This is a genomic window from Pseudomonas sp. NPDC087342, assembly GCF_044744265.1.
GTDB lineage: Bacteria > Pseudomonadota > Gammaproteobacteria > Pseudomonadales > Pseudomonadaceae > Aquipseudomonas > Aquipseudomonas nunensis.
On the sequence record NZ_JBIUXZ010000020.1, the window covers coordinates 72,403 to 85,954 of the forward strand.

General features: G+C 58.2%; 15 protein-coding genes. 7 read left to right on the forward strand and 8 right to left on the reverse strand.

The genetic code is table 11. From position 1 onward, the window contains the following. Window positions 1-224 precede the first annotated feature (224 nt). Window positions 225-1,283, reverse strand: a complete 1,059-nt coding sequence (locus ACIOYV_RS26250) for a PA0069 family radical SAM protein (protein WP_401328356.1) — start codon at window positions 1,281-1,283, stop codon at window positions 225-227. Between the two features lie 228 nt (window positions 1,284-1,511). On the opposite strand from ACIOYV_RS26250, the gene ACIOYV_RS26255 reads away from it, so the two are divergent. After that, window positions 1,512-1,817, forward strand: a complete 306-nt coding sequence (locus tag ACIOYV_RS26255) for a hypothetical protein (protein ID WP_401328358.1) — start codon at window positions 1,512-1,514, stop codon at window positions 1,815-1,817. 60 nt (window positions 1,818-1,877) lie between these two features. Here ACIOYV_RS26255 and ACIOYV_RS26260 read toward each other — a convergent pair whose 3' ends face one another. The 3 genes from ACIOYV_RS26260 to ACIOYV_RS26270 are packed head-to-tail and all read right to left on the reverse strand — an operon-like array spanning window position 1,878 to window position 5,722. Continuing rightward, a complete protein-coding gene (locus tag ACIOYV_RS26260; protein WP_401328360.1) occupies window positions 1,878-3,182 on the reverse strand; it encodes a c-type cytochrome in 1,305 nt (434 codons plus the stop codon). 12 nt (window positions 3,183-3,194) lie between these two features. Further along, window positions 3,195-4,979, reverse strand: a complete 1,785-nt coding sequence (locus ACIOYV_RS26265) for a GMC family oxidoreductase (RefSeq protein ID WP_054047955.1) — start codon at window positions 4,977-4,979, stop codon at window positions 3,195-3,197. Window positions 4,980-4,981: 2 nt separating this feature from the next. Beyond that, a complete protein-coding gene (locus tag ACIOYV_RS26270) occupies window positions 4,982-5,722 on the reverse strand; it encodes a gluconate 2-dehydrogenase subunit 3 family protein (protein ID WP_401328364.1) in 741 nt (246 codons plus the stop codon). A 296-nt stretch (window positions 5,723-6,018) separates the two neighbouring features. Here ACIOYV_RS26270 and ACIOYV_RS26275 point away from each other — a divergent pair, with 296 nt between their 5' ends. Beyond that, window positions 6,019-6,666 (forward strand): fused DSP-PTPase phosphatase/NAD kinase-like protein, encoded by a 648-nt coding sequence (locus ACIOYV_RS26275; RefSeq protein WP_163910473.1) that lies wholly within the window; start codon window positions 6,019-6,021, stop codon window positions 6,664-6,666. 59 nt (window positions 6,667-6,725) lie between these two features. Here the strand turns inward: ACIOYV_RS26275 and ACIOYV_RS26280 are convergent, their stop codons facing one another. Both ACIOYV_RS26280 and prlC read right to left on the reverse strand, forming a co-directional pair. Beyond that, a complete protein-coding gene (locus ACIOYV_RS26280; RefSeq protein ID WP_054047949.1) occupies window positions 6,726-7,013 on the reverse strand; it encodes a YheV family putative zinc ribbon protein in 288 nt (95 codons plus the stop codon). After that, window positions 7,010-9,088 (reverse strand): oligopeptidase A, encoded by a 2,079-nt coding sequence (gene prlC, locus ACIOYV_RS26285; RefSeq protein WP_401328367.1) that lies wholly within the window; start codon window positions 9,086-9,088, stop codon window positions 7,010-7,012. The genes ACIOYV_RS26280 and prlC overlap by 4 nt, the downstream gene beginning before the upstream one ends. Before the next feature lie 62 nt (window positions 9,089-9,150). Here prlC and ACIOYV_RS26290 point away from each other — a divergent pair, with 62 nt between their 5' ends. From ACIOYV_RS26290 to ACIOYV_RS26300, 3 genes are all read left to right on the forward strand, one after another. After that, window positions 9,151-9,696 carry a gamma carbonic anhydrase family protein gene (locus tag ACIOYV_RS26290; RefSeq protein ID WP_054047947.1) on the forward strand — a complete coding sequence of 182 codons (546 nt, stop codon included), beginning with the start codon at window positions 9,151-9,153 and terminating at the stop codon, window positions 9,694-9,696. Window positions 9,697-9,724: 28 nt separating this feature from the next. Then, window positions 9,725-10,375: an HAD family hydrolase gene (locus ACIOYV_RS26295; RefSeq protein WP_401328371.1), complete on the forward strand. Its 651-nt coding sequence runs from the start codon at window positions 9,725-9,727 to the stop codon at window positions 10,373-10,375. A gap of 171 nt (window positions 10,376-10,546) precedes the next feature. After that, complete coding sequence (locus ACIOYV_RS26300; RefSeq protein ID WP_401328374.1) at window positions 10,547-11,005, forward strand: REP-associated tyrosine transposase; 459 nt, start codon at window positions 10,547-10,549, stop codon at window positions 11,003-11,005. Between the two features lie 100 nt (window positions 11,006-11,105). On the opposite strand, the gene ACIOYV_RS26305 is transcribed toward ACIOYV_RS26300, so the two are convergent. Beyond that, window positions 11,106-12,182, reverse strand: coding sequence for an aminopeptidase (locus ACIOYV_RS26305; RefSeq protein WP_401328377.1), 1,077 nt, complete (start codon window positions 12,180-12,182; stop codon window positions 11,106-11,108). A gap of 61 nt (window positions 12,183-12,243) precedes the next feature. Here ACIOYV_RS26305 and ACIOYV_RS26310 point away from each other — a divergent pair, with 61 nt between their 5' ends. Continuing rightward, window positions 12,244-12,666 carry a hypothetical protein gene (locus tag ACIOYV_RS26310; protein WP_054047941.1) on the forward strand — a complete coding sequence of 141 codons (423 nt, stop codon included), beginning with the start codon at window positions 12,244-12,246 and terminating at the stop codon, window positions 12,664-12,666. Window positions 12,667-12,706: 40 nt separating this feature from the next. After that, window positions 12,707-13,126, forward strand: coding sequence for a hypothetical protein (locus ACIOYV_RS26315; protein WP_401328380.1), 420 nt, complete (start codon window positions 12,707-12,709; stop codon window positions 13,124-13,126). A gap of 6 nt (window positions 13,127-13,132) precedes the next feature. On the opposite strand, the gene ACIOYV_RS26320 is transcribed toward ACIOYV_RS26315, so the two are convergent. Further along, on the reverse strand, window positions 13,133-13,372 hold the full coding sequence (locus ACIOYV_RS26320) for a DUF1161 domain-containing protein (RefSeq protein WP_401328383.1): 240 nt from the start codon (window positions 13,370-13,372) through the stop codon (window positions 13,133-13,135). Window positions 13,373-13,552 lie beyond the last annotated feature (180 nt).

A 13,552-nucleotide genomic window follows, 5' to 3' on the forward strand; every position in this document is an offset into this window, starting at 1 on the left:
GAGTTGGGAAAGTGTCCCGTTTTATCCGATATGAAGCCAGTGGCTGTTTAAAAAACGTCCAGGTCGTAAATCCAGACCCGTCAGTCACTCGATGAACAAGGTAACCGTCGAAACTTAACTCAAACTGAATCAACCGCTCTAGAACGTGTGTTCCAGGTCACAAAAAACGTGACTGGGTAATGGCATCTTGCTTTCCCTGCCACTAAACCTTAAGCCAATTGTCCTCAAATCAAAGACATTTGGCGACCCGGCGGACAGAAGGCGTCGCAGTCCAGATTAAACCCTTCACGCCGATTGAGACCCAGGCGCTTGATGGTTTTTGCAAAACGTTGCGCCAGCAGGTCGGCGAACGGTCCTTCACCGCGCATCCGCGCACCAAAGCGGCTGTCGTAGAGCTCACCACCACGACTCTGGCGGATCAGGCTCAGCACATGGGACGCGCGTTGCGGGTAATGGGCGGCCAGCCATTCTTCGAATAGCGGTGCGACTTCGAGCGGCAAGCGCAACATCATATACGCCGCACTCTGGGCACCGGCAGCGTGAGCCTCGGTGAGCAGGCTTTCGAGTTCGCTGTCGTTGATCATCGGAATCATCGGCGAACACAGGACTCCCACCGGGATCCCGGCCTCGCGCATTACCCGGATCGCCCGCAACCGCGCCTTGGGCGCTGCGGCCCGGGGTTCGAGGATGCGCTTGAGCTCATCGTCCAGGGTGGTGAGGCTGATCATCACCGCCACCAGCCGCTGTTCGGCGAGCTCGGCCAGCAGGTCCAGATCGCGCAGGATCAGCGAGCCCTTGGTGATGATGGTCACCGGATGACGGTAGCGCAGCAGCACTTCCAGGGTTTGGCGGGTGATTTTGTGTTCGCGCTCGATCGGCTGATAAGGATCGGTGTTGGAGCCCAGATTGATCGGCGCACATTGATAGCCGCGTTTGCTGAGTTGTTCCTCCAGCACGTCGGCGGCGTTGGTCTTGGCGATCAGCTTGGTTTCGAAATCCAGCCCCGGCGACATATCCCAATAAGCGTGGCTGGGCCGCGCGTAGCAATAGATGCAGCCGTGCTCGCAGCCGCGATAGGGATTGATCGAGCGGTCGAAGGGCAAGTCCGGCGAGTTGTTGCGGGTGATGATGGTTTTCGCCGTCTCGATGCGCACCTCGGTGCCTTGGGTCAGCGGCGCTTCCTGATACCAACCGTCATCCTCGGCCACCGAACGATTCGGCGCGAAGCGGTTGTGCGGATTGGTGGCGGTGCCGCGGCCGCGTGGCGGGAGAGGGGTGGCCATGGTTCGTTGCTCCGAGCTGTATGCACATACAGTATAGGAGCGCTGAGAATACAGCCAGTGCCGTTCGGCGATCTGTCGTATCAAAGCGATTTTGGCATTGGCCGAGTAATAACGAGATCTGTCGTCATCATGGGAAACATATAAACAGTAGGTTGTTGTGTAGTGGAGTAAGTAGTATCCGTCGCACACGAAAACCTTCGTGCATTACTTATTAAATGGAATTAATAAATGTCTATGTTTAATCAGCGCGGTATTTTTTTGCAATTGTTGGCCCCGAGTATCGTTAACCCAAACGAATCGCAAGTATCGATGCAACTTGCCCGAATGGAACTGGGCTGGGACGCTGTTAATGGCGTACAGACCGAAGCCCTGGTGGATTCCGTCTATGTCACGGCAGTTTCGGCGGATGGCGGCCGATCCTTCAACATTCGGACCGTACGCAGTGATGTGGACGGTGACGGTGATATCGACAGTGACGACAAGGAAAAGCTGTTGGTTCTGGCCAAGGCCTATTCCGCTATCGTCAATCCTTGATCCTCGACAATTGATTAAACCTGCATGATCACTCATGCAGGTTCAGTTCATCGCGACAGCTTAGTTATGCTGAGTGAGTTGGCCAAGATCGTCGCCGGAAGTTGTTTTCATATCATCCTTGCGCAGTTTGGCTACATCGCCGGACTTTACCGTCGTTCCTTTATTCCCCCAACTAGTGCTGATGAAGGTAACGACATCCGCCACTTCCTGATCCGACAACCGCCAGGCAAATCCCGGCATGGTGAAGGTCGATGGCGCCGTGTGCGTGGCTGGCAATGTGCCGCCCTTGAGCACGATGTGAATCAGCGACGTTGGGTCCTCCGACTGCAACACCGGGTTGCCCGCCAAGGCCGGGAACACCCGCGTATAACCGTGACCGTCAGTACGGTGGCAGGCCGCGCAGTTGTCGATGTACACCGAAGCGCCTGGTTTGCTGTCGTCACCTTTCCATAGCGCCTGGGCGACTTGTTTGTCGTACTGGTGCGGCTGGTCGTTGGGGTCATTGGCCGGCAGCGACTTGAGGTAACGGGCAATCGCGGTCAGGTCGGCGTCGGTCATGTACTGCATGCTGTGGGTGACCACATCGCTCATGCCACCGAATACCGCACTGCGGTCGCTGCGCCCGGTCTTGAGGAATTGCACCAGTTGCTCTTCGCTCCAGCTTCCGAGACCATCCTTATGATCACCGCGAAGGCTTTTCGCGATCCAGCCTTCCAGTGGCGCACTGCCTGATAGAAACGTACTGCCTTCGCCGGCATTCAAGGATTTTTCCTGCATGGTCAGGGCACGCGGCGTATGGCAAGCGCCGCAATGCCCCAGGCCTTCCACCAGATAAGCCCCACGACTGACCACGGCATCAGCGCCGGACGCTGCTTTGTAGTCCGCCACCGCTGGGGCAAACATCCAGCGCCAACCCATCAGCGGCCAACGCATGCTCAACGGCCAGGGAATGTCGCTGGCCTTGTTGTCCTGGGCCACTGGCGCAACGCCGTGCATGAAGTAGGCGTACAAGGCTTGCATGTCGGGTTCGGTGACGCTGGCGTAGGACGGATACGGCATCGCCGGGTACAACGTACTGCCGTTTTTGGCGACGCCATGCCGTACGGCTTTGTCGAAGTCTTCGAAGCTGTAGTCGCCCAGGCCGGTTTTGTCCGGGGTGATGTTAGTGGAGTAGATCGTGCCGATCGGCGTTTCCATCGGCAGGCCACCGGCGAACGGCTTGCCGTCCTTGGCGGTGTGACAGGCCACGCAGTCGCCGGCACGGGCGAGGTATTCGCCTTGTTTGATCAGATTTTGATCAACTTCTGCGGCGTTGATCGAGCCGCTGCCGAGCAGGGCCAAAGTCGCGATAACGAGTGCTTTCATGGTCATCGCTCCTTAAGCCTGAACCAGCGGGCCGGGGTTTTTCAGGTACTGCTCGCGGATCGCCCGGGCCGACCAGTAGGTCAATGCGGCAACCAGGCCTGTAGGGTTGTAACCCAAGCCTTGTGGGAAAGCAGACGCGCCTGGGACGAATACGTTGTGCACGTCCCAGCTCTGAAGGTATCGGTTCAGGGCGCTGGTTTTCGGATCGGTACCCATGATCGCGCCACCGTTGAGGTGGGTGGTCTGGTAAGACGCGGTGTTGAAGTGATCACCGACCTTCTTGCCGATCACGGCGATGGCTTTCGGGCCCATCGCTTCGGCAATCTTGCCCATTTTCTCGACCATGAAGCGGTTCATCTTGATGTCGTTTTCCTGCCAGTCGAAGGTCATCCGCAGCAGCGGCAAGCCGTAGGCATCGCGGTAAACCGGGTCGAGATCCAGGTAGTTGCCACGGTAGGACTGATGCGCACCGTGGGCATCCATCGACACCTGGTGGGTGTAGTAATCGGCGGTGGCGCGTTTCCAGGCACTGCCCCAGGCCGGCGTACCGGGCGGGTTGGAGGTCCCGGCAATCGGCCGGCTGCCGGCCTGGTTGACCCACATCGGCGAGCCGCCGACGAAGCCGTGCGGCCCGTGGTCGAAGTTGTCGGCGTTGAAATCATCAATTGCCACGCCATTGCCGCCGGCACCGATGAAGTTGTTGGTGTGGGTGTCCTTGTCGAAGAACGCCTTGATCGTGGCCATGTTCTGGTAGGCGAAGTTCTTGCCGACCACGCCTTCACCGCTGATTGGGTCGTAAGGCTTGCCGATGCCGGAAAGCAGCATCAATCGCACGTTGTGGAACTGGAACGCGCCGAGGATCACCAGGTCGGCGGGTTGCTCGATCTCCCGGCCCTGGCCATCGATGTAAGTCACGCCGGTGGCTTTGCTCTTGGTGCTGTCGAGATTGACCCGCAACACGTGGGAATTAGGCCGCAGTTCGAAATTCGGCAGCGGCTTGAGCGCCGGCAGAATGTTCACGTTGGGCGACGCCTTGGAGTACATGTAGCAAACGTAGCCGCTGCAAAAACCGCAGAAGTTGCACGGGCCCATCTGTGCGCCGTAGGGATTGGTGTATGGGCCGGACGTATTCGCCGACGGCAGGTTGTAGGGTTTGTAACCTACGGCTGTGGCGGCTTTCTGAAACAGCTGTGCGGAAACCGTGTTCTTCTGGGATTCCAACGGAAACGGGTTCGAGCGATCCGGCGCGTAAGGGTTGCCGCCCTTGCCTTCGCCGACCAGTTGACCGTTCACCGTCCAGGCCTGACCCGACGTACCGAACACCTTCTCGGCGTAATCGAAAAACGGTTCCAGCTCTTCATAGCTGACGCCGAAGTCCTGGATGGTCATGTCCTTGGGGATGAAGCTTTTGCCGTAGCGCTCTTCGTAGTGGCTGCGCATCCGCAACTCGATCGGATCGACCCGAAAGTGCACGCCGGACCAATGCAGGCCCGCGCCACCAACCCCGTTGCCGGGCAGGAAGGCGCCGAGCTGACGGTTCGGTAGCGCAATGTCATTCACGCTATGGCGAATGGTCACGGTCTCTTTGGAGATGTCCTGGAAAAGTTTCTTACGCACGCTGTAGGTGAGTTCGTCGATCACCTGCGGATAATTGCCGTCAGGGTAAGTGTCCTGCATCGGTCCGCGCTCCAGCGCCAACACGTTCAGGCCTGCTTCTGTCAGCTCTTTGGCCATGATCGCGCCGGTCCAGCCAAAACCGACGATCACTGCGTCGACCTTCTTCATTACCGTTGCCATGCTTATGCCCTCTCGCCGCGAATCGAAACTGCCGGGAAGGGGTATTGCTCGTTGCGTTCCACCCAATCCATGAAATCGGCGCGGGCGCCGGGGAAGCCGATCATGGTCCAGCCGACCATGCCTTTGTTGCCACCGTGGATTGGGTCGCAGAAGAACCCTTCCTTGGTGTTTTGCAGCAGCAAGTTGAAGAAAATCTTCGACGGCACGCTGTCGAACTCAGGCTTTCCGGCCTCGAGTTGCTTGAGCAAATCGTCTCGGGTAGCGCTGTCTTGCTCAGCAAATACTTTACCGTTGAAGGCTTTCGACCAAGCATCCGCAGCGGCAATGCCCAAGCGATAGATCTCTTTGGGTACAAGTTTGCTCTGCCAGCCCATCTCCGCCGGAGCGTCGGCGTTGAACGGTCCTTGCATGAACCACAGAGCGCCGGCGGCGTACGGGGTGTTCATCTGCCGGTCGATGTATTCCGGCACTCCGGCTTCCAGGGCGCCTGGCCCTTGCGCATCACTCGGGATCAGTTGCGCGACGGCAGCCTTGATGAACGTCCATTCTTCTGCGGTGAAGTAGGTCGGCTCATAGGTGCTGGTGCTGACGGGTGTTTTGCCGGGATTGGTCGGCGCTGATTCTGGCGCGGCGAGCAGGACGGAGCTGCCCAGCGCAGTGCTGGCGACGGTGACCACCGGGATCAAGGTCAGGGATTTGCGCAAAAACTCACGCCGCGGGTTGTCTCGATCTTGATCAGACATGGGAGGTGCACCTCATCAGGCATTGATGGTTTTTTTGCCATTTCGGCGAACGGCTTTTCGTTTTGGCAGGAGTGCGGACCTCGGCGATCGGTGAGAACGCCGTATCTCTGCAAACTTTGGTAACAAATGGTAGCAGGCTAAGTATCAGGTTGAACCGATTCAGCTGAAATAAACCGGGCTTTTGCGACGAAAGTCGATGGATTCACGATTCTTTGACAGGCGGCTCACAACGCGTTGACCGCTCAAGGCTGAAGCTGAGTGTCATTAATCCGCTTCTTCCTTTACGGTCGCCCAGTATGCCCAACACCCGTCTTGTCCCAGCGATGTGCCTGTCGTTGATTGCCTTTTTCAATCTGTCACTGGCCTTTGCCGACGACGCCACATCGCCGCGACCTGCTGAATGGGCGCAATCAGTGGACGCGAAATACAACCTCTACCAGATGTCACCGACTCTTTACCGCAGCGCATTGCCGGACAGCGGGGTCGTGCCGCTGCTGGAAAAACTCAAGGTAGGCACCGTCATCAGCTTCCTGCCGGAGTCAGACAAGAGTTGGATATCCACGCCTGACATCAATCTGGTCCAACTGCCTTATCGCACCAATCACGTGGATGACGCGCAGGTCATTACCGCGCTTCGCGCGATTCAGGCCGCCGAGGCCAAAGGTCCGGTGTTGATGCATTGCAAACACGGTTCCGATCGCACCGGCCTGATGGCGGCGATGTACCGGGTGGTGGTGCAGGGTTGGAGCAAGGAAGACGCCCTGAATGAAATGACCGAGGGCGGTTTTGGTGACAGTACCCACTTCAAGGACGGCGTTCGCTACATGATGCAGGCCGATGCCGACAAGTTGCGCACGGCGTTGGCCAATGGTGATTGCAGCACCAGCCCGTTCGCCATGTGCTCGATGCAGAGCTGGTTTAAATCGGCGAATGTCGAAAAGTAGGAAATTTCAAAGCCGCAACCCTTGTGGGAGCGAGCGAGCCCGCTCCCACATGGGACTACTCAATGTTGCTCGTCAGGCTTTTTCTTCAGTTTCGGGTTCGGGAAGAATTGCACTGCCTGAACCTTGGCGTCCGGCGCTTTCAGTGCCGAAACGTTGACCCGCGTGCCCAATTCCTTGGGCACGGACAAACCTTGTTCATTGAGCGTGTCGGAATAACCGCAGGCCACACACTCACGGTGTGGGACCTCGTCTTCGTTCCACATCATCAACTTGTCCGGCTCGCTGCACGCCGGGCAGACCGCCCCGGCGATAAAGCGTTTTTTCGTGATCACAGGTCCCTCGCTCATGCTGCCGCGTCCTCACTCAGGCCGCTGTGGCGCAAGAGTGCGTCAATCGTTGGCGCACGGCCACGGAAGTCGACGAACAGCACCATCGGTTCCTGAGAACCGCCGCGCGCCAGGATCGCTTCGCGGAACGCGCGACCGGTTTCGGCATTGAGCACGCCGTCTTCTTCGAACTTCGAGAAGGCATCGGCCGAGAGTACTTCAGCCCACTTGTAGCTGTAGTAACCCGCCGCGTAACCACCGGCGAAGATGTGCGCGAAGCTGTTCGGGAAGCGGTTGTAGGCCGGTGGACGCATGACCGACACCTCGTCGCGCACGCCTTCAAGCACTTGCAACACACTGCGGCCGTCGCCGTGGGTGGCGTGCAGTTCGAAGTCGAACAGCGAGAACTCCAGTTGACGCACCATCATCAGGCCGGACTGGAAGTTCTTCGCCGCGAGCATTTTGCCCAACAAGTCTTGCGGCAGCGGTTCGCCGGTTTCGTAGTGACCGGAAATCAGCGCCAGGCCTTCAGGCTCCCAGCACCAGTTTTCCATGAACTGGCTTGGCAACTCGACCGCATCCCACGCCACGCCGTTGATGCCGGACACGCCGGCATGCTCGACGCGGGTCAGCAGGTGATGCAGGCCATGGCCGAATTCGTGGAACAGAGTGGTGACTTCATCGTGGGTCAGCAGCGCAGGCTTGCCGCTGTCCGCCGGGGTGAAGTTGCACACCAGATTGGCTACCGGGCTTTGCAGCACACCTGCGACATTGCGACGACGGTCACGAGCGCCGTCCATCCACGCACCGCCGCGCTTGTTGGCGCGGGCGTACAGGTCAAAGAAGAAGCGGCCGACGTGCTGGCCGTTTTCCTTGATTTCGAACAGGCGAACATCCGGGTGCCAGGTGTCGAAGCCTTTTTGCTCGGCGATCTCGATGCCGTACAGGCGCTGAACGATGGCGAACAGGCCGCCCAGCACTTTGTCGATCGGGAAGTAGGCGCGCAGTGCTTCCTGGGCAACGCTGTAACGTTGCTCGCGGAGTTTTTCACCGTAGAAACCGCTGTCCCAGCTTTGCAGGTCCGGGCAGCCTTGTTCGGCGGCGTAGGCCTTGAGCTGTTCCAGATCCTGAGCGGCGAACGGCTTGCTGCGCTTGGCCAGGTCTCGTAGGAAACTTAGAACCTGATCGCTGGATTCGGCCATTTTGGTGGCCAGACTCAGTTCCGAAAAGCTGGCGAAACCCAGCAGCTTGGCCAGTTCCTGACGCAGGTCGAGGATTTCTTCCATCACCGGGCTGTTATCGTTCTGACCGGCATTCGGGCCTTGGTCCGACGCACGGGTGCAGTAGGCGGCGTAGACTTCTTCGCGCAGGGCGCGGTCCTGGGCGTAGGTCATCACCGCGTAGTAGCTCGGGAATTCCAGGGTAATCAGGAAACCTTCCAGACCTTTGGCCTGTGCTGCGGCAGCCATTTGCGCCTTGGCCGAATCGGTCAGGCCGGCGAGGGTGGCTTCGTCGGTGACGTGCTTGGTCCAGGCTTGAGTCGCGTCGAGCAACTGGTTGGAGAAGCGGCTGCCCAGTTCCGAGAGCTTGCTCTGCACTTCGGCGTAACGCTTCTGTTCGGCTTCCGGCAGGTCGATACCCGACAGGCGGAAGTCACGCAGGGCGTGTTCCAGGATAGTTTTTTGCGCCACATCGAAACCGGCCGCTTCCGGGCTGTTGGCCAGGGCTTCGAAGGCCTGGAACAGTTCGCGGTTCTGGCCCATCTCGGTGGAGTAGGCGCTCAAGGCTGGCAGGCAGGACTCGTAGGCTTCACGCAATTCAGCGCTGTTGCACACGGCGTTCAAGTGGCTGACCGGGCTCCAGGCAGCGCCCAGTCGATCATTGAGTTCGTCCATCGCCAGCACCAGGCCGGCCCAGGTCGGTTGTTTGCCCTGGGTTTTGAGGATCTCGATAATGGCGGCGCGGTTGTCAGCCAGGATCTGTTCAATCGCCGGTTGCACGTGTTCGGCACGGATCGCCGAGAACGGCGGCAGGTCGTAGGACTGCAAAAGAGGGTTGTTCACGCTCACGGTTGGCACCTTGGCTGGAAGAAACATTGCCCCATCTTAATTACAATCGACACTCACCGCAGCTATCAGCGACAGAGAGAGAACCTATCGTGTCCCTTCGCAAGTATCTGAACCACACGCCGCTACTGGGCAAAGGCGCTTTTGTCGACGGCTCGGCGGTGGTAATCGGCGACGTAGAAATCGGCGAAGACAGCTCCGTCTGGCCGCTGACAGTGATCCGCGGCGACATGCACCGCATCCGCATCGGTGCGCGCACCAGCGTCCAGGATGGCTGCGTGCTGCACATCACCCACGCCGGGCCGTTCAATCCCGATGGCTTTCCGTGCCTGATCGGTGATGACGTGACCATCGCGCACAAAGTCATGCTTCACGGTTGTTCGGTGGGCAGCCGGGTATTGATCGGCATGGGCAGCATCGTCATGGACGGTGCAGTGGTCGAGGATGACGTCATCATTGGCGCCGGCAGCCTGGTGCCGCCGGGCAAGCGTCTGGAAAGCGGTTTCCTGTATGTCGGCAGCCCGGTGAAACAGATCCGGCCACTGACTGACAAGGAAAACGCCTTCTTCACCTACAGCGCGGCGAACTACGTGAAGCTCAAGGACCTGCATCTGGCCGAAGGCTACGACAAGGTCTGAAGCGTCTCACTCTAGCCCAGGAATTTTCATGCATTACCAAACTGTTTTGTTCGACCTCGATGGCACCCTGACCGACCCACGCGAGGGCATTACCCGCTCGATTCAATTTGCCTTGGCCAAACTGGGCATCGATGAACCCGACCTGACCAAACTCGAACACTTCATCGGCCCACCGCTGTTGCAGGCGTTCATGCAGTTCTACGGGTTCGACGAACCCAAGGCCTGGGAAGCGGTGAATTTCTATCGCGAGCGCTTCAAGGTCACTGGTCTGTATGAAAACCGCGTGTTTGAAGGCGTGACACCGCTGCTGGAAACCCTCAGCGGGCAAGGACGACAGCTGTATATCGCCACCTCCAAACCCTGGGTATTCGCCCGCGAGATCGCCCGCCACTTCGACTTCGCCAAACACTTCAAAGTGATTTACGGCAGCGAACTGGACGGCACGCGGACCAACAAGGTCGAGCTGATCGCCCATTTGATAGCCGAAGAAGGCCTGGACCCGGCCAACACCCTGATGATCGGCGACCGCAAACACGACTTGATCGGCGCCCGGAGCAACGGCCTGGACGCAGCGGCCGTGGGGTACGGATTCGGCAGCCACGAAGAACTGAGCGCCGAAGCACCGGCGTATCACTTCGAAACGCTGGAAGAGATGCATCAGGCGTTTTTGCAGCGTTAGATAAATCGCTTTCGCGGGCAAGCCTCGCTCCTACAGATCACGTGAACAGTAGGAGCGAGGCTTGCCCGCGAAGGCGTCCTCCCAGACACATCCTGAGCAACTGTTTTCACTCCAATCCCTTCTGATCGTTCTAGCCTTCGAGGCTCAGGCCACGATCAAGGAGGATCAGCATTGCCAGAGCTCAAACATGCCCATCGATTACGCGCCGGACGATATTCGGAATCCGGGCAGATTTATCTACTGACGGCAGTAATTCTCAATCGAGAGCCGTTGTTTCATGACTTCAAGTGCGGGCGTTTGGTGATAGACGCCTTTAGAACTGCTGAGCGAGAAGGGTTCGCAACGTCATTAGCCTGGGTCGTCATGCCCGATCATTTCCATTGGCTGATCGAGTTGCAAAACACTCAACTGCCCACATTGATGGCTCGGACCAAATCGCGCATCGCGGTGACGCTTAATCGCTCGATAGGGCGCCAAGGTCCGGTTTGGCAGCATGGCTATCATGATCGAGCCATCCGCAAGGAAGAGGATTTGCAGGCAGTTGCTCGATATATCGTTCGCAACCCTATACGTGCGGGATTGGTCTCGAAGGCTGGGGATTACCCGTTGTGGGATGCGATTTGGTTGTGACATTAGCGACGCCTTCGCGGGCAAGCCTCGCTCCTACAGGTTTCATTCATTTGTAGGAGCGAGGCTTGCCCGCGAAGAGGCCGGATCAGCCACCGCTAATCTACGACTCTGCCAACTCTTTCAACGCCGCCTTGCGCTCAACAACCGGCAACCCACCCAGCTTCTCCACCTCGGCATAAAACCTCACCCAATCCCCACCAACCTGCTTGAACAACGCCGCAAACGCCGGTACCCATTGGTCGTACAAACCAAACGGAAGCAACTTGGCATTGTTCATCGGTGCGTTGATCCACGCGTCATAGCGTTTGTCCCCGTTCCATTGGCTGTCACGCATCGCCCGATAGTCGCTGCGCAGCCGTTCGAACTCCTCGGCCTTGCGCTGGCGCATCTGCTCGATGGGCAGGGGTTGGGCGTACAGGCGTTCAAGGCGTGTGCGGGTGTCCAGAACCAGTTGAGTGAGCTGATCGCGTTGTTGCAGCGTTGCGCCGTTTTCCGGGGCAAGCCCACGGCTGGCGCGCCATTGCCGGGTGCCTTCCTGCTCGACAAACGTGGCAAAGGATTCGTTGAACTCGGTGTCGTCCTTCACATAAAAACGTTGATGCGCCAATTCATGAAAGATCAGCGTCGCCAGTCGTTCATCGCCCCAATTCATCATCGAGCTGATGATCGGGTCGTTGAACCAGCCCAGCGTCGAGTAGGCCTCGACCCCGCCGATCGACACGTCCATGCCTTGCAGTCGCTGCAACGCCGCTTCGCCACGGGCCGCGCTCTGGCTGTAGTAACCGCGATAGGCGACGCAACCGGCGATGGGGAAGCAATGGTTTTGCGGCTTCAGGGAAAATTCCGGCGTGACGAAGACATTCCAGACCACATAGGGCCGACCAATGTCGGCGTACAGGCGATAGCTCTGGTTATCCGGCAGGTGCAACTGCTGGCTGGCAAACACCCGGGCCTTTTGCGACTGGGCCAGGTGCGCACGCAGTTTCGGATCGCGTTGAGGATCGGCAATCACCTTGGCCACCGGCTCTCGGGCCCGCAGCAATTGCAGCTGACCATTGGCCAACTGGCTGTAGTAGCTGACGCTGGCGCAACCGTTGAGCAACAAAAACAACACACCCGGAAACAAAACGCGCAAAACGCGATCAAGTAACCCAAGGCTTGAAAACGGCCTGATCACAATAAAAAACATCCCTGGAAAGTCTGTCCTCAAGACTATCCCGCCACACTGGAGCTCCGCTATGCGCAAGTTGATGCTGACAGGAGGCCTGTTGACGCTGGCCGGTTGTGCCGGATTCGGAATGCCCGATCCTGACCCGTCCCAGGCGTGGATCGACCTGGCTTCAAAGCAGGAAGATTCGGCGTTGCAAGCGTTAAAGGTCGATGACAAGGCCGCCACTGACAAGCGCTTCTTTGAAGTGCAACCCGGTAGCCATGAATTGAAGGTTCGTTACCAGTTCGCCGTCGAACCCACCAACATCGGCCCCGATTCCGAACCGTTGTGGCGTGATTGCCAGTTAAGTGTGAAATTCAAGGATTTCAACGCCGGTCAGCGTTATCAGCTGCAAGCGGGGAATATCGGTTTCCGGCCGTGGGCAAAGCTCTACGACCAGCAGCGAAAAGTCATCGGGCAGGCCACACCCGCAGGCTGCCAACGCACGTGATCGGCGTTATGCTGAATGACCAATCATCGGGACATTCATCATGCGCAGGTTATTGCTGTTGCTCGGGGCGAGCGCTCTTTCCGGTTGCCTGAGTCCGCTGCCGGCCGTCGACCCGCAGATGGCCTGGGTCGACATGTCGACACCGACCCCCGGTGGCAAGTTGATGATGGCTGAACGCCTGGATAACCAGCGATTAACGGACGGGCGCTTCTTTCAGGTCACCCCAGGAAGCCATGAGCTGAAGGTGCGCTTCGACTTTGAAGTGTTCACAGGCGGTTCGGGGTTCTTGAACGACTCTTCGGAACGGCTGTGCTACCTGACCATTCGCTACGACAAGTTTGAGGCCGGCCAGCGTTACACGCTGGAAGGTCGCTCCCTGGCCTTTACTCCCAGCGCCCGGCTGTACAACGCCAAGCGGGAGATCGTGGCCGAAGACCGGGAAGTCTTCTGCATCATCTGAACCGGATCAACGATCGTTCTTTTGATAGATGATGGCTTTGGTGTCGTTTTCGCAGGTACCAACGATCATCGCTACGTCGTGCTTGGCAGCTTCTTCCTTGGTAACGATTTCCAGGGTGTAGGAAGGCACCGCGTTGGCCTGAATCTTGACCTCGATCTCATTCTTGAGTTCTTCACAGGATTTCGGTGCCGCCAAGGCCGAAGTGGCCAGCGCGCAACAGATAATCGCCAAGGCAAAACGTTTCATGGTGAAGCTCCCTTGAGGCAGCGCGCATGTCTATGCGCTGAAGCTGCTGTCATTTATTCGACCACAGTTTTGCGAGGGGAGTTCTGATATCAGTCACAACCCACCGTTTCAGTTGTGGAGTTGTGTCGGTAATAAGATTGCCTTCGCGAGCAGGCTCGCTCCCACATTTGAATGCATTTC

Coding starts and splice junctions, on each gene's coding strand:
- ACIOYV_RS26250 (WP_401328356.1), bottom strand. CDS start 1,283: ATGGCCACCCCTCTCCCGCCACGCGGCCGCGGCACCGCCACCAATCCG.
- ACIOYV_RS26255 (WP_401328358.1), top strand. CDS start 1,512: ATGTCTATGTTTAATCAGCGCGGTATTTTTTTGCAATTGTTGGCCCCG.
- ACIOYV_RS26260 (WP_401328360.1), bottom strand. CDS start 3,182: ATGAAAGCACTCGTTATCGCGACTTTGGCCCTGCTCGGCAGCGGCTCG.
- ACIOYV_RS26265 (WP_054047955.1), bottom strand. CDS start 4,979: ATGGCAACGGTAATGAAGAAGGTCGACGCAGTGATCGTCGGTTTTGGC.
- ACIOYV_RS26270 (WP_401328364.1), bottom strand. CDS start 5,722: ATGTCTGATCAAGATCGAGACAACCCGCGGCGTGAGTTTTTGCGCAAA.
- ACIOYV_RS26275 (WP_163910473.1), top strand. CDS start 6,019: ATGCCCAACACCCGTCTTGTCCCAGCGATGTGCCTGTCGTTGATTGCC.
- ACIOYV_RS26280 (WP_054047949.1), bottom strand. CDS start 7,013: ATGAGCGAGGGACCTGTGATCACGAAAAAACGCTTTATCGCCGGGGCG.
- prlC (WP_401328367.1), bottom strand. CDS start 9,088: ATGTTTCTTCCAGCCAAGGTGCCAACCGTGAGCGTGAACAACCCTCTT.
- ACIOYV_RS26295 (WP_401328371.1), top strand. CDS start 9,725: ATGCATTACCAAACTGTTTTGTTCGACCTCGATGGCACCCTGACCGAC.
- ACIOYV_RS26310 (WP_054047941.1), top strand. CDS start 12,244: ATGCGCAAGTTGATGCTGACAGGAGGCCTGTTGACGCTGGCCGGTTGT.
- ACIOYV_RS26315 (WP_401328380.1), top strand. CDS start 12,707: ATGCGCAGGTTATTGCTGTTGCTCGGGGCGAGCGCTCTTTCCGGTTGC.
- ACIOYV_RS26320 (WP_401328383.1), bottom strand. CDS start 13,372: ATGAAACGTTTTGCCTTGGCGATTATCTGTTGCGCGCTGGCCACTTCG.